This window comes from Leisingera sp. ANG59, assembly GCF_013317235.1.
Classification (GTDB): Bacteria; Pseudomonadota; Alphaproteobacteria; order Rhodobacterales; family Rhodobacteraceae; genus Leisingera.
Window position 1 is genome coordinate 326093 of record NZ_WLCM01000001.1, and the last position, 16621, is coordinate 342713.

17 protein-coding genes are annotated in these 16621 nt (G+C 63.2%); 7 read left to right on the top strand and 10 right to left on the bottom strand.

Going from position 1 to position 16621, the window contains the following annotated elements; genetic code table 11:
* Nucleotides 1–17: 17 nt before the first annotated feature.
* Nucleotides 18–1052: a fatty acid desaturase gene (locus tag GKC28_RS01640; RefSeq protein WP_174144790.1), complete on the bottom strand. Its 1035-nt coding sequence runs from the start codon at nt 1050–1052 to the stop codon at nt 18–20.
* Nucleotides 1053–1254: 202 nt separating this feature from the next.
* Entirely contained in the window at nt 1255–2754 is a 1500-nt protein-coding gene (locus tag GKC28_RS01645; protein ID WP_174144791.1) for a CoA-acylating methylmalonate-semialdehyde dehydrogenase, read from the bottom strand.
* 137 nt (nt 2755–2891) lie between these two features.
* Here GKC28_RS01645 and GKC28_RS01650 point away from each other — a divergent pair, with 137 nt between their 5' ends.
* The 3 genes from GKC28_RS01650 (at nt 2892) to coaD (ending at nt 4880) form a co-directional block, all read left to right on the top strand.
* Nucleotides 2892–3788, top strand: a complete 897-nt coding sequence (locus GKC28_RS01650) for a LysR family transcriptional regulator (RefSeq protein WP_065267135.1) — start codon at nt 2892–2894, stop codon at nt 3786–3788.
* A 57-nt stretch (nt 3789–3845) separates the two neighbouring features.
* A complete protein-coding gene (locus GKC28_RS01655) occupies nt 3846–4283 on the top strand; it encodes a CBS domain-containing protein (RefSeq protein ID WP_174144792.1) in 438 nt (145 codons plus the stop codon).
* A 96-nt stretch (nt 4284–4379) separates the two neighbouring features.
* On the top strand, nt 4380–4880 hold the full coding sequence (gene coaD, locus GKC28_RS01660) for a pantetheine-phosphate adenylyltransferase (protein ID WP_174144793.1): 501 nt from the start codon (nt 4380–4382) through the stop codon (nt 4878–4880).
* Nucleotides 4881–4958: 78 nt separating this feature from the next.
* Here coaD and GKC28_RS01665 read toward each other — a convergent pair whose 3' ends face one another.
* Nucleotides 4959–5102 carry a hypothetical protein gene (locus GKC28_RS01665; protein ID WP_174144794.1) on the bottom strand — a complete coding sequence of 48 codons (144 nt, stop codon included), beginning with the start codon at nt 5100–5102 and terminating at the stop codon, nt 4959–4961.
* Between the two features lie 76 nt (nt 5103–5178).
* The gene (gap, locus tag GKC28_RS01670; protein ID WP_174144795.1) at nt 5179–6180 is read right to left on the bottom strand and encodes a type I glyceraldehyde-3-phosphate dehydrogenase; all 1002 of its coding nucleotides are present in this window, start codon (nt 6178–6180) and stop codon (nt 5179–5181) included.
* A 244-nt stretch (nt 6181–6424) separates the two neighbouring features.
* On the opposite strand from gap, the gene GKC28_RS01675 reads away from it, so the two are divergent.
* Nucleotides 6425–7399, top strand: a complete 975-nt coding sequence (locus tag GKC28_RS01675) for a DUF808 domain-containing protein (RefSeq protein WP_174144796.1) — start codon at nt 6425–6427, stop codon at nt 7397–7399.
* 175 nt (nt 7400–7574) lie between these two features.
* Nucleotides 7575–8132, top strand: coding sequence for an ankyrin repeat domain-containing protein (locus tag GKC28_RS01680; RefSeq protein ID WP_174144797.1), 558 nt, complete (start codon nt 7575–7577; stop codon nt 8130–8132).
* A 118-nt stretch (nt 8133–8250) separates the two neighbouring features.
* Here the strand turns inward: GKC28_RS01680 and tkt are convergent, their stop codons facing one another.
* Nucleotides 8251–10272 carry a transketolase gene (tkt, locus tag GKC28_RS01685; RefSeq protein WP_174144798.1) on the bottom strand — a complete coding sequence of 674 codons (2022 nt, stop codon included), beginning with the start codon at nt 10270–10272 and terminating at the stop codon, nt 8251–8253.
* Nucleotides 10273–10515: 243 nt separating this feature from the next.
* Here tkt and GKC28_RS01690 point away from each other — a divergent pair, with 243 nt between their 5' ends.
* Nucleotides 10516–11361 carry a colicin transporter gene (locus GKC28_RS01690; protein ID WP_174144799.1) on the top strand — a complete coding sequence of 282 codons (846 nt, stop codon included), beginning with the start codon at nt 10516–10518 and terminating at the stop codon, nt 11359–11361.
* Nucleotides 11361–11756: a cell division protein ZapA gene (locus GKC28_RS01695; protein ID WP_174144800.1), complete on the top strand. Its 396-nt coding sequence runs from the start codon at nt 11361–11363 to the stop codon at nt 11754–11756. The genes GKC28_RS01690 and GKC28_RS01695 overlap by 1 nt, the downstream gene beginning before the upstream one ends.
* Before the next feature lie 83 nt (nt 11757–11839).
* On the opposite strand, the gene grxD is transcribed toward GKC28_RS01695, so the two are convergent.
* From grxD to GKC28_RS01720, 5 genes are all read right to left on the bottom strand, one after another.
* On the bottom strand, nt 11840–12202 hold the full coding sequence (grxD, locus tag GKC28_RS01700; protein ID WP_174144801.1) for a Grx4 family monothiol glutaredoxin: 363 nt from the start codon (nt 12200–12202) through the stop codon (nt 11840–11842).
* Nucleotides 12203–12346: 144 nt separating this feature from the next.
* Entirely contained in the window at nt 12347–12583 is a 237-nt protein-coding gene (locus GKC28_RS01705; protein WP_174144802.1) for a BolA family protein, read from the bottom strand.
* Nucleotides 12584–12648: 65 nt separating this feature from the next.
* Nucleotides 12649–13167 carry a hypothetical protein gene (locus GKC28_RS01710; RefSeq protein WP_217433942.1) on the bottom strand — a complete coding sequence of 173 codons (519 nt, stop codon included), beginning with the start codon at nt 13165–13167 and terminating at the stop codon, nt 12649–12651.
* 93 nt (nt 13168–13260) lie between these two features.
* On the bottom strand, nt 13261–15426 hold the full coding sequence (gene purL, locus GKC28_RS01715) for a phosphoribosylformylglycinamidine synthase subunit PurL (RefSeq protein WP_174144803.1): 2166 nt from the start codon (nt 15424–15426) through the stop codon (nt 13261–13263).
* A gap of 103 nt (nt 15427–15529) precedes the next feature.
* A complete protein-coding gene (locus GKC28_RS01720; RefSeq protein WP_254604114.1) occupies nt 15530–16600 on the bottom strand; it encodes a BamA/TamA family outer membrane protein in 1071 nt (356 codons plus the stop codon).
* Nucleotides 16601–16621 lie beyond the last annotated feature (21 nt).

Below are 16621 nucleotides of genomic sequence, written 5' to 3' on the forward strand. Positions count from 1 at the left end.
CGGAACCTGTTTACAGGTCAGGCCGGAAGGCTGCGGGCCTGGGAGAAGGACAATAGGCGCTTGCTGTCCTCGTCCCACAGATGCAGCCGGGCGTTGGTCAGGCTTTCACGGATGGTCATCCGGTTGCCTTCGGCCAGCTCCGCATGGTCTCGCAGCACTTCGGGCAGCCGGTAGAACGGGATCCGGCTGTACAGGTGGTGCACATGGTGGATACCGATATTGGCGCTGAGCCATTGCAGTACTGGGGGCAGCACATAGTGAGAGCTGCCATGAAGTGCGGCGTCATGCAGCTGCCAATCCTCTTCCCGTTCCCACTGAGTGGTTTCGAACTGGTGCTGGACATAGAACAGCCACAGGCCGGCGGTGGCGGCGATCAGGGTGGCTGGCAGGAAGATCAGCAGCAGCGGCATCAGACCACCGAAGTACCAGATCAGCCCCAGCGCGGCCAGGATCGCCGCGTTGGTGCCCATCGCGCTGATCCAGTAGCGGGCCTGGCCCGTCAGCCCGTAGGGGATGCGGTTCTGCAGGAAAAACAGGTAACCGGGGCCGAGGCCGAACAGGGTCACCGGGTGGCGGTAGAGGCGGTAGACCAGCCGGTCCCAGCGGCTTGCGGCCCGGTATTCGGCCACGGTCATGGTGTGAATGTCGCCCATGCCGCGCTTGCCCAGGTTGCCGTGGGTGCTGTGATGGATCGAATGGGTGCGGCGCCAGACGTCATACGGGGTCAGGGTCAGCACCCCGATGATCCGGCCCACCCAGTCGCTGACGTGGCGGTTGTTGAAGAAAGATCCGTGGCCGCAGTCGTGCTGGATGGTGAACAGGCGCAGCAGGAACGCAGCGATCAGCACGGAAATGGCCAGCGTCAGCCAGTAGCTGACCGACAGCGACCACCAGGCCAGCGCCCAAAGCAGCAGGAAGGGCACCACCGTCACCGCGAGCTCAAAGCTGCTGCGCACGGAATTGGGTTCGCGGTATTGGGCCAGGATCTTGACCCAGTCACGGGCGGTTCGTGCAGCCGCCTGCGGCTGGTTCCGGTCTTGTGTCTTGCTCATGCGCCTGCCGTTTATCTTTCAGTTCAGGACCGGATAGACGACCGGCAGCGGGGAGCAAGTAAAAATTGGCTGGAAACCTTATTTATACTGTTGCCGTGCCGCGAAAGACGCCCCGGGTCAAGGCGCACAGATTGGCAAAGACTGCCGCCAAAGAAAAAGGCCCCGGAATATCCGGGGCCTTTTCCTGTTAAGGGGCAGGAGGTTAGTCCATTGCCTTGAAGTTGAACTCGCCGCCTTCCTTGATGCCCGAGGGCCAGCGGGAGGTCACGGTCTTGGTGCGGGTGTAGAACTTGAAGCTATCCGGGCCGTGCTGGTTCAGGTCACCGAACATCGACTTCTTCCAGCCGCCGAAGGTGTGGTAGGCCAGCGGCACCGGGATCGGCACGTTGATGCCCACCATGCCGATGTTCACACGGGATGCGAAGTCGCGCGCGGTGTCGCCGTCACGGGTGAAGATCGCGGTGCCGTTGCCGTACTCGTGGTCCATCGCCAGCTTCAGCGCTTCCTCGTAAGTGCCTGCACGCACAGTGGAAAGCACCGGGCCGAAGATCTCCTGCTTGTAGATGTCCATGTCGGGGGTGACATGGTCGAACAGGTGGGCGCCGACAAAGAAGCCGTCCTCGTAGCCCTGCAGTTTGAAGTCGCGGTTGTCGACCACCAGCTTGGCGCCCTGATCAACGCCGGACTGGATCAGGCCCAGGATGCGCTCCTTGGACGCCGCGGTCACAACCGGGCCCAAGTCGACGTCGTCGCCGGCGGTGTAGGGGCCGACCTTCAGGGTTTCGATGCGCGGGATCAGTTTTTCGATCAGCTTGTCGGCGGTTTCCTCACCGACCGGCACCGCAACCGAGATCGCCATGCAGCGTTCGCCGGCCGCGCCGAAGCCTGCACCGACCAGCGCGTCAGCGGCCTGGTCCAGATCGGCATCGGGCATGATGATCATGTGGTTCTTGGCACCGCCGAAGCACTGGGCGCGCTTGCCGTTGGCGGTGGCGCGGGAATAGATGTACTGCGCGATCGGGGTGGAGCCTACGAAGGAGACGCCCTGGATGATTTCGCTGTCCAAGATGGTGTCGACGGCTTCCTTGTCGCCGTTCACGACCTGGAACACGCCTTCGGGCAGGCCGGCTTCGATGAACAGCTCGGCCAGCATCAGCGGCACGGAGGGGTCGCGCTCGGAGGGTTTCAGCACCACGGCGTTGCCGCAGGCCAGCGCCGGGCCGACGTGCCACAGCGGCATCATGGCGGGGAAGTTGAACGGCATGATCGAGCCGACAACACCCAGCGGCTGGCGCATGGAGTACATGTCGATGCCGGGGCCTGCGCTGTCGGTGAATTCACCTTTCAGCATCTGCGGCGCGCCGACGCAGTATTCGATCACTTCCAGGCCGCGCTGCAGGTCGCCCTTGGCGTCCGGGATGGTCTTGCCGTGCTCGCGGCTCAGCGCTTCTGCCAGCTTGTCCATGTCGCGGTTCATCAGGCCGACCATCGCCATCATCACGCGGGCGCGTTTCTGCGGGTTGGTCGCGCCCCATGCGGGCTGCGCCGCGGCGGCCTTTTCGATCGCATCGGTGGTCTCTGCAGCGCTGGCCATCGGGCACTGGTACTGCACTTCACCGGTTGCGGGGTTGAAAACATCGTCAAAGCGGCCCGAGGTGCCGGAGACCAGTTTGCCGTTGATAAAGTGGCCGAGTTCTTTCATCGGATCCTCCTCTGTTCATCTTGCCTCCATCGTAGGCTTGCAAAAAACATCGGAAAAGAGGAAACATTTCAAAGAGGCTTTGCAGGAACGCAAAAGGTTAACGCCAGGTTAGCAGCAGAACGGAGGGCCCGGGGCCAATGGATCCGCAGTGGGATGATATGAAAGTGTTTTTGGCGGTGGCGCGGGAGGCGAGCCTGTCGGGCGCTGGCCGCATTCTGAAAATGGACCCCGCCACCGTCGGCCGCCGCATTGCCCGGTTCGAGGCGGCACTGGAAACCCCGCTGTTCGTGAAATCGCCGCAAGGCTATGCCCTCAGCGCCGCCGGAGACCGTCTGCTGGTCCATGCCGAGGCGGCAGAGCAGGCAATGCGGGCCGGCACCGAAGCGCTGAGCGGCCCCAGCGACACTATGTCCGGGCAGATCCGCATCGGCGCCCCGGATGGCAGTGCCAACTACATATTGCCGCAGGTCTGTGCTCAGATTGCTGAAGAGAACCCGGATCTGGACATCCAGATCGTGGCGCTGCCGCGGGTGATCAACCTGAGCCGCCGCGAGGCCGACATGGCGGTCACCGTCAGCGCGCCCACAGCGGGCAAGCTGCTGGTTCAGAAGATCTGCGACTATAAGCTGCACCTGGTCGCCTCGCGCCATTACCTGAAGGAGCATCCACCGATCGAAAAGCTGGAGGACCTGAAGGGCCACAAGATGATCGGCTATATTCCCGACATGATCTTTGACAAGGAACTGGACTATCTGAACGACATCGGCGTGGAGCGGGTGGCGCTGGCGTCCAACTCTGTCTCGGTCCAGATCAAGATGGCGGCGCAGGGCACCGCAGTTTGTGTGGCGCACGATTTCAGCCTGCCGGCCCACCGGATGCTGCGCAAGATCCTGACTGACAAGGTGAGCCTGACGCGCAGTTTTCACCTGGTGCGCCATCAGGGCGACCAGCGCAGTGAGCGGCTGAACCGCTTTGCCCAAGCGTTGTCGAAGGGCATCCGCGACGAGGTGGCCCGGCTCGAAGCCTTGACTTAAAGCTGCGTTGCGGCAAACTTCAGAATTACGCAATTTTATTTCGGAGGTGCGTGCAGAATGCTTGTTCAGGAGATTTTGAAGTCCAAGGCTGGAACCGGTGTGGTTACCGTTTCGCTTTTTGCAAGCGTTGCTGAGGCCGCCAAAGTCATGTCGGACAACCGTTTTGGCACTGTCGTGGTTTCCGCGGATGGCGATTACCCAGACGGCATTCTGTCTGAGCGCGATATCGTTCGGGAGCTGGCCAAATCCGGTTCAGGCTGTCTGGATCAACCTGTCAGCAACTATATGACTAAGGAGCTGGTCACCTGCACCAGCCATTCCAACGTCGGCGAAGTCCTGCAGCAGATGACAGACGGCCGGTTCCGCCATATGCCGGTGGTGGAGGATGATGGAAAGCTCATCGGGATTATCACCCTGGGGGATGCCGTGAAGGCGCAGCTTGCCCAGGTTGCGATGGAGAAGGACGCGCTGCAGGACATGATCATGGGACACTGAGCCGCAGGCGGGGCCATCCGTATTTCTGCCCCCTTGCAATGGCGGCGGCAAATATGTTTGCGTGTGCAGAAATTCTGACAAGGCAGGAGGCCGCCCATGCGCGTTGGTCTGTATCCCGGCACCTTCGACCCGATCACCATCGGGCATATCGACATCATCCGCCGTGCCAGCGCACTGGTGGACAAGCTGGTGATCGGCGTTGCCATCAACCGCGACAAGGGGCCGCTGTTCCCGCTGGAGGAGCGGGTGGCGATGATCGAGGCGGAATGCGCCAAGCTGAGTGAAGAGACCGGCACCGAGATCATTGCGCATCCGTTCGAGAATCTGCTGATCGACTGTGCACGCGATGTCGGGGCTCAGATCATTGTGCGCGGGCTGCGGGCGGTCGCCGATTTCGAATATGAATTCCAGATGGTCGGCATGAACCGGGCGCTGGACAGCTCGATCGAGACCGTGTTCCTGATGGCGGAAGCGCGGCATCAGGCAATTGCCTCGAAGCTGGTCAAGGAAATCGCACGGCTGGACGGTGACGTGTCGAAGTTTGTCACCCCGCTGGTCAAGGATAAGCTGATGGAGAGGCTGGGCAAAACCGGCTAGAGGCCGCCGCAGGGGCAGTGAAGTGAAGCCGGGCAGGGTGCCCGGCTTTTTTTGCTTCTTTTGTGTTGCGGGCACTGGTTAGCGCCAGAAAGCGGCCCAGTCGATCAGCGCAAACAGCTTCTTGCCAAGGAAAATCATGTGCCGGTCGCCGAACAGGGCAATGTCGATCACGGCGGCAGCAATCAGGAAAAGCCCGAGGTAAATGGCAATCCGGTTGGTCATGAAAGCTCCGCCGCAAAGGAAAACGCCCGCCCAGATAACCTGAGCGGGCGCTAATTCTCAAGCCGTTAGGCCTTGATCAGCCAAGTTTGCCCATCGCCACGGCGACGTCGGCCATGCGCACCGAGAAGCCCCATTCGTTGTCGTACCAGGCCAGCACGCGCACCATGCGGTCCTCGACCACGCGGGTTTGGTCGGGAGCGAAGATCGAGCTCTCCGGGGTGTGGTTGAAGTCGGTGGAGACCAGCGGTGCCGGCTCATAGCCCAGCACGCCCTTCATCGGGCCTTCAGCGGCTTCCTTGACGGCGGCGTTGACCTGCTCGGCGGTCACGTCGCGGCCGGCGCGGAAAGTCAGGTCGACGGCAGAGACATTCGGGGTCGGCACGCGGATTGCGGAGCCGTCCAGACGGCCCTTCAGGTTCGGCAGAACTTCACCCAGGGCTTTCGCGGCGCCGGTCGAGGTCGGGATCATCGACATGGCGGCAGCGCGGGCGCGGTACAGGTCCTTGTGGCGGCGGTCCAGGGTCGGCTGGTCACCGGTGTAGGCGTGGATGGTGGTCATGATGCCGTGCTCAATGCCGAACGCCTCGTCCAGCACCTTGGCCAGCGGCGCCAGGCAGTTGGTGGTGCAGGAGCCGTTGGAGATCATGGTGTCGCCAGCTTCCAGCTGATCGTCGTTGACGCCGAACACGATGGTCTTGTCGACGTTCTTGCCGGGGGCGGACAGCAGCACTTTCTTGGCGCCGCGCTCCAGGTGCGCCTTCGCCTTCTCGCCGTCGTTGAACTTGCCGGTGCATTCCAGAACCACGTCGCAGCCCGACCAGTCCAGCTCAGCCATGTCGTAGGTGGAGAACATCTGCATGTCACCGCGGCCCAGGTTCATGGTGCCGTCGCCGATGTTCACTTCACCCGGGAAACGGCCATGCACAGAGTCGTATTTGATCAGATGCGCCGCGGTTTCCAGCGGGCCGGTGGCGTTCACCTTGATCACTTCGATGTCGTCGCGGCCAGAGGCGGCGATGTGCGACAGGGTGCAGCGGCCGATGCGGCCAAAACCGTTGATCCCGACTTTGATGGTCATGAGTACGTCTCCAAGCGAGCAAAACCTTTGGCCGCCATATAGACCGGGGCGGATGTGGTCTAAAGGGGTAAAAGCGTCATTAAATGAAACTGTTAGCGCAAAAAGCGCACGGTTGCGCTAACGGTATGCGGCGGTGGCGGTAACGGAAAACCGGCCCCGGGCACGGTGGCGCTAACGCTTGTGCTGCGGCGCGGAAGCGGGCAGATTGCCACTCAGACGCGAACAGGGATAAAAGGGATTTGGCATGAGCGGTTTGCTGGCGCTGCTGGATGACGTGGCGGGGATTGCCAAGGTGGCGGCGGCCTCGGTCGACGATGTGGCGGCGGCGGCGGGCAAGGCCGGTGCCAAGACCGCCGGTGTGATCATCGACGATGCCGCGGTGACCCCCAAGTACCTGCAGGGCTTTGCACCTGCGCGCGAACTGCCGATCATCTGGCGCATCACCCGCGGGTCGCTTTTCAACAAGCTGATCCTGCTGATGCCGGTCGCCATGCTGCTGGCTAATTTTGCGCCCTGGGCAATCACGCCCTTATTGATGCTGGGCGGGTCATACTTGTGCTTTGAAGGCGCGGAAAAGATCTTTCACGTGCTGTTCCCGCACGCGAGCCACGCCATTGACGAGGACATGAGCATCAAGGACCCCGGCCATCTTGAGGAGCAGAAGATCAGGGGTGCGATCAAGACCGACTTCATCCTGTCGGCGGAAATCATGACCATCGCGCTGGCTGCCATCGAGGCGCCGAACGTCTGGATGCAGGCGGCAACGCTGGCTGTGGTGGCGATCGGCGTGACGGTTGCGGTCTACGGGTCTGTTGCGCTGATCGTGAAGATGGACGATGTCGGCCTGTTCCTGGCCGAGAACGCCCGCACCGGTCTTGGCCGCGGGCTGGGGCGCGGGCTGGTCAAGTTCATGCCGGTGCTGATGAAGATCCTGTCGGTGGTCGGCACCGCAGCGATGCTGTGGGTCGGCGGCTCCATCATCATCCACGGGCTGGAGGTGCTGGGCTTTGGCTGGTTGGGCCACCACATCCACGACTGGGCCTATGCCGTGGGCCACGCGGTTCCAGAAGGCTGGATGGGCTTTGCCGAGTGGACCGCCAAAGCGGCGATGGACGGGGTGTTTGGCCTGGCACTGGGGCTCTTGCTGATCCCGGTGGCGACCAAGGTGATCGGGCCGGTAGCCGGCAAACTGTCCGGCAGTTTCGCTTCCAAGCGGTGAACCGACAGTCATGAAAACGGCAAATTCGACGGAAGATTTACTGGCAGATAACCTCTGCCGGCTTTAATGCGCGGCGGGTTCCGGCCTGGATGCGGCGGCAAGCACCTGGTGGCGGACGTCAGGCGGCAGCGGTAGCATCCGGCTGGATTGTCATTGATTAAAAGAGGGTTACACAGTGAAAAAACCGATCCTTGGCACCGTTGTGCTGTGCATATCTGCCGCCACGCACGTCTTTGCAGAGGAAACTTGCGGCACGTTGTGCCAGCCGGAGTTCTATCAAACTGCCACGCCCGCTGCGGTGCAGCAGCTGATTGCAGAGGGCGAGGACGTCAATGCCCTGGGATCAATGGGTCGCTCGCCGCTGCATTTTGCCGGAAATGCCAGCCCGGAAACCATCCGCTCGCTGATTGACGCCGGCGCGGTTATCGGGGCCCCTGACTCTCTCGACCGAAAACCGATCCATTTTGTTTCGGCCGTTGCCGGTCCCGAGAATGTGCTGGTTCTGCTCAAGGCCGGTGCGGACCCGAATGCACGCACTGCCAACAATTGGACGCCGCTGCACGGGGTGGCGAAATGGGGGCGGCCGGAAACCATCCGGGTGCTGCTGGATGCCGGTGCGGATCCTGCAGCCGTAAACGACATGGGAGAAACTCCCTATGACCTGGTAGGCAACAATACCCGGGTTCTGGAATCGGAAGAATTTCAAGTTCTGAAAGACGCCAAGAAGCAGTAGCCGGCCGAGGGCCCGGCGGCTGCATCCGGCAGGACGGCCAATCGGGCAAGACGACCAAAAAGAAAGGACGCCAGCAGCTGACGTCCTTTCCCTGTTCAACCTGCACCTAAAGCGCGGTCTAGCCCAGCAGATCTTTCACCTTTGCCACTGCACCCTCGGCGGTGATGCCGAAGCGCTCGAACAGCTCGCCTGCCGGGGCAGAGGCGCCGAAACGGTCCATGCCGACGAAACCGGCTTTCTTCTCCTGGCCGCGCTCGCCCAGCAGCCAGCGGTCCCAGCCGCCGTCGCGCACGGCCGCCTCGATGCCGACGCGCACCGGGCCTGCGGGCAGGACCTTGCGGCGGTAGGCTTCGTCCTGCGCGGCAAACAGCTCCATGCAGGGCATGGAGACCACGCGGGTGCCGATGCCTTCGGCTTCCAGCTTGGCCTTGGCTTCCATCGCGACGGAGACCTCGGAGCCGGTGGCGATCAGGATCACCTGGCGCTTGTTTTCTGCTTCGGCCAGCACGTAGGCGCCTTTTTCGACCATGTTGGTCAGCTTGTGCTCGGTCCGGACGGTCGGCAGGTTCTGACGGGTCAGGGTCATCACCGACGGGGTTTCCTTGGCGGTCAGGGCGATTTCCCAGGCCTCGGCGGTTTCCACGGTGTCGGCCGGGCGGAACACATAGGTGTTCGGGGTGGCGCGGCAGATCGCCAGATGTTCCACCGGCTGGTGGGTCGGGCCGTCTTCGCCGACACCGATCGAGTCGTGGGTCATCACGAACACAGTCGGGATCTTCGACAGGGCCGCCAGGCGCATCGCCGGGCGGGCATAGTCGGTGAAGCAGAAGAAGGTGCCGCCATAGGGGCGCATGCCGCCGTGCAGCGCCATGCCGTTCATTGCTGCGGCCATGCCGTGCTCGCGGATGCCCCAGTAGACATAGCGGCCCTTGCGGTTGTCGGTGTCGAAGACGCCCAGGTCGCCGGTCTTGGTGTTGTTGGAGCCGGTGAGGTCGGCGGAGCCGCCCACGGTTTCCGGCATGATCGGGTTGATCACTTCCAGCGCCATCTCAGACGACTTGCGGGTGGCAACCTTGGGCTGGGTCTCGGAAACCTGCTTTTTCAGCGCCTTGATGGTCGCTGACAGCTTTTTCGGCGCGTCCAGCGCATAGGCACGGTTGAAACGGTCCTGCTTCTGCTGGGAGATTTCCGCGAAGCGGCCTTCCCAGGCTTCGCGTTCGGACTTGCCGCGGGCACCGATCTCTTCCCACTGCGATTTGATCGCTGCCGGGACCTCGAACGGGCCGCCAGTCCAGCCGTAGGCGTCCTTGGCCGCCTGCAGCTGGTCCTTGTCGGTCAGCGCGCCGTGGCCCTTGGAGGTGTCCTGCGCGGCGTGGCCCAGGGCGATGTGGGTCTTGCAGGCGATCATCGAGGGTTTCTTGGACTTCTTCGCCGCGATGATGGCCTCGTCGATGGCCTTGGGGTCGTGGCCGTCGATCTCCAGCACCTGCCAGCCGGACGCCTTGAAGCGCTGCACCTGATTGGTGCGGTCGCTGAGGTCCACGGTGCCGTCAATGGTGATGTTGTTGTTGTCCCAGAAGACAATCAGCTTGCCCAGCTGGTGGCGCCCGGCGAGGCCGATCGCCTCCTGGCTGATGCCCTCCATCAGGCAGCCGTCGCCGGCAATCACATAGGTGTGGTGATCAACCACCTTGCGGCCGTAGTGGGCGCGCTGCATTTCTTCGGCCATGGCAAAGCCGACGGCGTTGGAGATGCCCTGGCCCAGCGGGCCGGTGGTGACTTCAACCGCGTCGATCAGGAAGTTCTCCGGGTGGCCTGCGGTAATCGCACCGGTCTGGCGGAAGTTCTTGATCTGATCCAGGGTAACCTGCTTATCGCCGGTGAGATACAGCAGCGCGTAGATCAGCATTGAGCCGTGGCCCGCCGACAGGATGAACCGGTCGCGGTCCGGCCAAGCCGGGTTGGATGCGTCGAATTTCATGTGCTTTTCGAACAGCACGGTGGCCACGTCGGCCATGCCGATAGGCATGCCGGTATGGCCGGAGTTGGCGGCGGCGACGGCGTCCAGAGCCAGCGCGCGGATGGCGGCGGCTTTGTTCCAATGTTCGGGATTGGCGGTGCGCAGGGCTGTCAGGTCCACTTGGATTGTCCTTTGGCGTTAACAGGCATTTGCAGCGCTCAATAACAGCGATGAGCCAAAGATCAAGCGTGGTTGCGCCGATCGCCGGTATTCTGCGCGAACTTGGCGCGGCAAGTGGTTGAAACGCAAAGGGGGGTGATTTATCCCTGAAACGGAAGAACTGGCCCATGCCGGCCGCGCGTGTTCGATTCGGGCAGGCAGCGGGGCGACAAAGGAACGGCAGGGTGCGGGTGAGGGACAGGCATGAACCAGATTGAAGAATTGCAGGGCCGCATCCAGGCCGCGCTGGAGCGCATCAGCGCAGGCTCTGCCGCGCTGCAGGAGGCACGCGCGGCGGACAAGGTCAAGGCGGAGGAAGCTGCGGCCGCCGCTGTTCAGGCCGCTGAGGCCGCTGCTGCCGGGGCTGCAAATGCAGAGCTGGAGCAGGCGCTCGACGAGGAAAGGACTGCCAACGCCCAGCTGGAAGAACGGGTGAAGGTGCTGCATGCCCGTCTCAAGGAGGCCGAAAGCAGCGCGCCTGCCGGTTCCGCCAGCAGCGCAGATGTCGCCGCGATGGAAGCCGAGTTGCAGCTGTTGCGCAACGAGGCCGGCGACCCGGCCGAGAAACAGGCGCTGCGGGCTGAAGTTTCCCGTTTGAAGGCCGATATGGAGGCGGCAGCCAATACCGCTGCCAGTGCCCGTGAAGCGCTGGAGGATGAGCTGGCCGAGGCCAGGGCGGCCATTGACGGCCTCAAGGCGCAGCTGGAGGCTGCGCAGGCCGCAGATGGTGCGGCGGCGGAGCAGCCCGCCGTGGTGCCGGATATGAGCGCCGAACTGGAGCGCCAGAACGAAGCGCTGGTGCGGCTGGACAGCGAATTGCAGCAGCTGCGCCAGGCCAATGAGGAGCTGCGCGCCTCCAATGCCGCCTTGCGCGAGGCCAACGCGCAAAGCCTGGGGGATGCCGGGCTGATCAATACGGCAATGGAAGCTGAAATCGAAGGGCTGCGCGCCGCGCAGGCCAGCGATCAGGCCCAGGTCAACGCTGTTCTGGCCAAGCTGGAGCCGCTGCTGGTCAACGCCCGCAACCTGCCCGAAGGAGAGGAAGTCTGATGCCCGAAGTGACCATTCATATCGGCGGCCGCGGCTTTGAAGTCTCCTGTCAGGAGGGTGAGGAAAGCTATCTGCACGCTGCAGCCAAGATGCTGGATGACGAAGCGCAAGTGCTGTCGGACCAGATCGGCCGCATGCCCGAAGCGCGGATGCTTCTGATGGCGGGGCTGATGCTGGCGGACAAGACCGCCGCGGTCGAGGACCGGATCAAGGAAGTCGAGGCCGAACTGGCCGAACGCATGCAGGAGCTGGAAGCGCTGAAAGCCGCGCCGCCGCCGGAGCCTGAACGGATCGAAATCCCGGTGGTGCCGCCGCAAGTGACCGAAAGCCTGGCCGAGCTGGCAGCCCGCACTGAGGCGCTGGCCCAGGAGATCGAGGAACAGGCGGCAGGCTGAGGCCGTTGCCCCAAGACATTGCGATAAAAGGAAAAGGCGCCGCAAGGGCGCCTTTTTTTGGTTGCGGAGGATGGCGCCTGGGATCAGGCGTTGGCTTCGCGGATCTTGTCGGCGGCGTCCTTGTTGAAGGCGATGCCGTTGTCCTCGAACAAGGTGTCCAGCTCCGACGACAGGGCCATCTCGGTGATGATGTCGCAGCCGCCCACGAATTCACCCTTCACATAGAGCTGCGGGATGGTCGGCCAGTCGGAATATTCCTTGATGCCCGAACGGATCTCTTCGTCAGCCAGCACGTTCACGTCGGTGTAATCCACGCCGATGTAGTTTAGCACCGCTGCCACGCGCGAGGAGAAGCCGCACTGCGGCATTTCCTTGGTGCCTTTCATGTAGAGCACCACGTCATTGGCTTTGACGGTTTCGTCGATGCGGGTCTTTGCGTCGGTCATATGTCGTTGTCCTTTTCGTCGTGCCGCCGAGGGTGGACCGGCATGAAGTCTTTGAGTGCGAGATACGTTACAATGGGCAGCAATAAAAGGGCTGCAGCCGCAGAAACTTGCTCTCCCGCAAACTCTAGCAGCCAGTCCAAGAGGTTATTCCGGCGCCTTGGTGGTCAGCGCCAGCGCGTGCAGCTCGCCGTCGGGGCCGTCCATCTTGCCTTTCAGCGCGGCATAGACGGCGCGTTGCTGCTGGACGCGGTTTTTGCCGCGGAAGCTTTCGTCGACAACCATCGCTGACATGTGCACGCCGTCGGAGCCGCCGACCTGAATTTCAGCGTCCGGGAAGGCTTCGCGCAGCAGTTCTTCGATTTCGTGGGCTTGCATGGGCATCCGGGGAAGTCCTTTGTCTTGTTTGGTAAAAATGTAGGTGTGCGCCGTCGGCTGTGCAAGCAGGATTAGGGCTGGCCCGGTGCAAAAGGCGCGATGGTTTCGACAAATTCCGGCACCGCCGCCAGGGCCGCCTGCACCGCGTCTTCCTCGAAATCCCAGATCGAGGACGGGGTGCCGGGGCACAGTGCGGCGGTCAGCTCCGAGCAGCGGTTTCGCAGGTCCTTGGGCAACGGCAGCGCCGCGGCTTCCTGCAGAACCAGCAGCGCCTCGTGGATCGGCCGCAGCACCCGCAGGGCATAGGTCATATGGGTCAGCAGATCCGGGTCGTCGTGCCAGGTCTCGCCTTCGAACAGTTCCTGTATCACCCGCTGGCCAGCGCCTGCGCAGGAATAGGCGACGCAGCCGCCAAAGCCGCAAGCGTCCAAATCGCTGTGGATGCTGCAGTGAAAATCCGGTGCAAGATTGGGGCAGGGCGCGTCTGCCGCCTTCAACAGGCCGAAATCCTCATGCGCCTCAAACGGATAGGCCACACAGCACAGGGCTGCGCAGCGGCTGCAATCCTCTGTCAGCTCAGGCAGGGTCATGGGCGGGCGCTCCCAGGGGCAAAGAAAAAGGCGGGACGGCTGCGCCATCCCGCCAATGTTCATGTATCAATCGCTGCCTGCTTGGGCCAGCGATCAGGCCACTGCGGCGGTAAAGCTGGAGCGAAAGATGTCCTTCAACTCGGCCAGCGGTGCCTCAGAATTGCCGATCTTCACCATGTCGCCGCCGAATTTGCCGACGGTGGTGATGGCGACACCGGCCTGGCCCGCGGCAAGCATCAGCGCCTCGGCCTGGTCGAAGTTGCAGGCGATCAGGTAGCGCGCCTGGTCCTCGCCGAACACGGTCTGGGTATCGCCCGCGTCGATCTGCACGCCGACGCCGGCCTCCTCGGCCATCTCGAACGCTGCCAGCGCCAGGCCGCCATCGCCGAGGTCGGTGCAGGCCTTGATCAGATCCCGGTTTGCGCGGATGAATTCGCCGTTGCGCTTCTCGGCTTCCAGGTCCACCGCCGGGGCGTCGCCGTCCTCGCGGTTGAAGACCTCTGCCAGCAGCGCCGACTGGCCCAGATGGCCGGTGGTTTCACCCACCAGCAGCGCCACATGGCCGTCGCGGGCTTCGCCGATGATCGGCTCCTCGCCCGCGGCAATCAGGCCCACGGCGCCGATGGTCGGGGTCGGCAGGATGCCCTTGCCGTCGGTTTCGTTGTACAGCGACACGTTGCCGGACACGATCGGCATATCCAGCGCGGCGACTGCCTCGCCGATGCCCTTGATGGCGCCGACGAACTGACCCATGATTTCGGGCTTTTCGGGGTTGCCGAAGTTCAGGTTGTCGGTGGTCGCCAGCGGCTTGGCACCCACGGCGGTCAGATTGCGGTAGGCTTCGGCCACCGCCTGCTTGCCGCCCTCGAAGGGGTTTGCCTTGACGTAGCGCGGGGTCACGTCGGAGGTGAAGGCCAGCTTCTTGTCGGTGCCATGCACCCGCACGATGCCGGAGCCTGCGCCCGGACGGCGCTGGGTGTCGCCCATCACGGTGGTGTCGTACTGCTCGTAAACCCACTGCTTGCCGGCATAGTTCGGCGAGGACAGCAGCGCCTTCAGGCCGTCGATTGGGTCGATGGTCGGCACGTCCGCGTCCGTCAGCGGTTCGGCAGCCGGGGTCGGAACCCACGGGCGGTCGTATTCCGGTGCGGTGGAGGACAGTTTCGACAGCACCAGATCGGCCTTCACTTCGCCGTTGTGCATGATCAGGAAGCGGTCTTCGGCAATGGTTTCACCGACGATCGCGAAATCGAGGTCCCATTTCTCGAATACGGCGCGGGCCTCGGCTTCGAGTTCCGGCTTCAGCACCATCAGCATCCGCTCCTGGGATTCCGACAGCATCATCTCATAGGCGGTCATGTTCTCTTCGCGCTGCGGCACCTTTTCCAGATCCAGCCGCACGCCCAGTTTGCCCTTGTCGCCCATTTCCACGGCCGAGCAGGTGAGGCCCGCGGCGCCCATGTCCTGGATCGAGATCACCGCGCCGGTCTGCATCAGCTCCAGCGTGGCTTCCATCAGGCGCTTTTCGGTGAAGGGGTCGCCGACCTGAACGGTGGGGCGCTTTTCCTCGATTGTATCGTCGAATTCTGCGGATGCCATGGTGGCGCCGCCAACGCCGTCCCGGCCGGTCTTGGCGCCCAGGTACACCACCGGCATGCCGACGCCGGAGGCGGCGGAGTAGAAGATCGAGTCGGTGCGCGCGAGGCCCGCTGCAAAGGCATTCACCAGGCAGTTGCCGTTGTAGGCGGGGTGGAAGCGGACTTCGCCGCCGACACAAGGCACGCCGAAGCAGTTGCCGTAGCCGCCGATGCCCTCAACCACGCCGTTGACCAGCTGGCGGGTCTTGTGGTGGGACGGCTCGCCGAAGGACAGCGAGTTCATCGAGGCGATGGGCCGCGCGCCCATGGTGAAGACGTCGCGCAGAATGCCGCCGACCCCGGTTGCCGCGCCCTGGTAGGGTTCGATGTAGGAGGGGTGGTTGTGGCTTTCCATTTTGAAAACAACGGCATCGCCGTCGCCGATGTCCACGATGCCCGCGTTCTCGCCGGGGCCGCAGATCACCTGCGGGCCGTCGGTCGGCAGGGTGCGCAGCCATTTCTTGGAGGACTTATAGGAGCAGTGCTCGTTCCACATGGCGGAGAAGATCCCCAGCTCGGTGAACGTCGGCTCCCGCCCGATGATTTCGAGGATCAGATCGTATTCCTCGGGCTTCAGCCCGTGGTTTGCAATCAGTTCAGGCGTGATGGCGGGTTCCTGCATCCGTAAACGTCCCCAATGGCTGCGATTGCGCGCCTTTTAGAGCAAGCTTTGCCATTGGGAAAGAGGGGTTGCGCAAACGGATGCACGCAGAGTGGCCGCAGGGTCAGAACCGCTGCCCGACATAGACATACAGCTGGGTTTCCTGCGCGTTGTTGCGGCTGAGATCAATGGAGAAATCGACCGGGAATTTCTTTGAGACCCGGTAGCGGAGGCCTGCGCCGGCGGCGCTGTGGCTGCCGCCCTGCGTCAAATCGCCGAACTCCGGCCCCGTCCAGCCGGTGCCGGCAAAGACCACGCCGCCCCAGCGCTTGGAAAACCGCCTGCGGTACTCGGCCTGCACCGAGGCAGAGTGCGCGCCGATGAACTGCGTGCTGTTGAAGCCCCGCATGTTGTCGGTGGCGCCGATGGAGCATTGGTCGAAGAACGGCGTATTGCCGGAGGCAGCGCAAAAGGTGCCGCGCAGAGCAAGCACACCGCGCCGACCCAGCGGGCGGTAGCCGTCAAGAATGGCATAACCCTTGTCATACCGGCGGCTGAGCCCGCCCAGGGTGTGGGACCGGGTGGCAAAGGCAGTCAGCCGTGTGCCTTGCGTGGGATAGTCACTGTCATCGCGCCGGTCCCAGTCAAGGCTGAGACCGAAGGTTCCGATTTCCAGATCAGCATCCGGCTGCAGGCTGGACGGCAGCAGCCCCGCGTTTGGCGTGATGCCCGTCTCCAAGTAGCGCAGCAGGATCCCGGCAGACAGCTCCGGCGTCACCCCATACGCCGCGTTGATCCGCACCAGCGACCCGTCCTGCCTGACCGGCAGCACGCCAAGTCCGGTATACAGGTCATAGGCCGCGTCCGCCCGCGCCGCGAGGGCCTTGATCTGCCAGCGGTTGCCCGGCAAGGCGAAGTTGATCATACCCGCCGTTGCCCGGCTGCCATTGTCCGACCTGAGACCACCCAATCCAATCACAGAAGTGTTGGCATCCTGACTGGTCTTGAACAGATACCCCGCGCCCAGCGCCAAGCCAGTGCCGATCATCGGGCTGGAAAACGGCACTGGTGCAACCACGACAGAGCCGTTGCGGAAGCCATAGCCTTCGGCCTTCTGCGCGGCCTCGATGTTCCCCAGTTGCCGCTCCGTCTGTTCTGGCCCCGCAGTAAGCCCGGCAGTGGCCAGAAGCGCCAATCCTGCAGCCGCGGCCGCTGT

Bases quoted from the DNA above. Each gene is read 5' to 3' on its own strand.
- purL (WP_174144803.1), bottom strand. From the start codon at position 15,426: ATGCAGGAACCCGCCATCACGCCTGAACTGATTGCAAACCACGGGCTG.
- GKC28_RS01695 (WP_174144800.1), top strand. From the start codon at position 11,361: ATGCCCGAAGTGACCATTCATATCGGCGGCCGCGGCTTTGAAGTCTCC.
- GKC28_RS01655 (WP_174144792.1), top strand. From the start codon at position 3,846: ATGCTTGTTCAGGAGATTTTGAAGTCCAAGGCTGGAACCGGTGTGGTT.
- coaD (WP_174144793.1), top strand. From the start codon at position 4,380: ATGCGCGTTGGTCTGTATCCCGGCACCTTCGACCCGATCACCATCGGG.
- GKC28_RS01650 (WP_065267135.1), top strand. From the start codon at position 2,892: ATGGATCCGCAGTGGGATGATATGAAAGTGTTTTTGGCGGTGGCGCGG.
- GKC28_RS01675 (WP_174144796.1), top strand. From the start codon at position 6,425: ATGAGCGGTTTGCTGGCGCTGCTGGATGACGTGGCGGGGATTGCCAAG.
- GKC28_RS01690 (WP_174144799.1), top strand. From the start codon at position 10,516: ATGAACCAGATTGAAGAATTGCAGGGCCGCATCCAGGCCGCGCTGGAG.
- GKC28_RS01645 (WP_174144791.1), bottom strand. From the start codon at position 2,754: ATGAAAGAACTCGGCCACTTTATCAACGGCAAACTGGTCTCCGGCACC.
- gap (WP_174144795.1), bottom strand. From the start codon at position 6,180: ATGACCATCAAAGTCGGGATCAACGGTTTTGGCCGCATCGGCCGCTGC.
- grxD (WP_174144801.1), bottom strand. From the start codon at position 12,202: ATGACCGACGCAAAGACCCGCATCGACGAAACCGTCAAAGCCAATGAC.
- GKC28_RS01705 (WP_174144802.1), bottom strand. From the start codon at position 12,583: ATGCCCATGCAAGCCCACGAAATCGAAGAACTGCTGCGCGAAGCCTTC.
- GKC28_RS01640 (WP_174144790.1), bottom strand. From the start codon at position 1,052: ATGAGCAAGACACAAGACCGGAACCAGCCGCAGGCGGCTGCACGAACC.
- GKC28_RS01710 (WP_217433942.1), bottom strand. From the start codon at position 13,167: ATGACCCTGCCTGAGCTGACAGAGGATTGCAGCCGCTGCGCAGCCCTG.
- GKC28_RS01665 (WP_174144794.1), bottom strand. From the start codon at position 5,102: ATGACCAACCGGATTGCCATTTACCTCGGGCTTTTCCTGATTGCTGCC.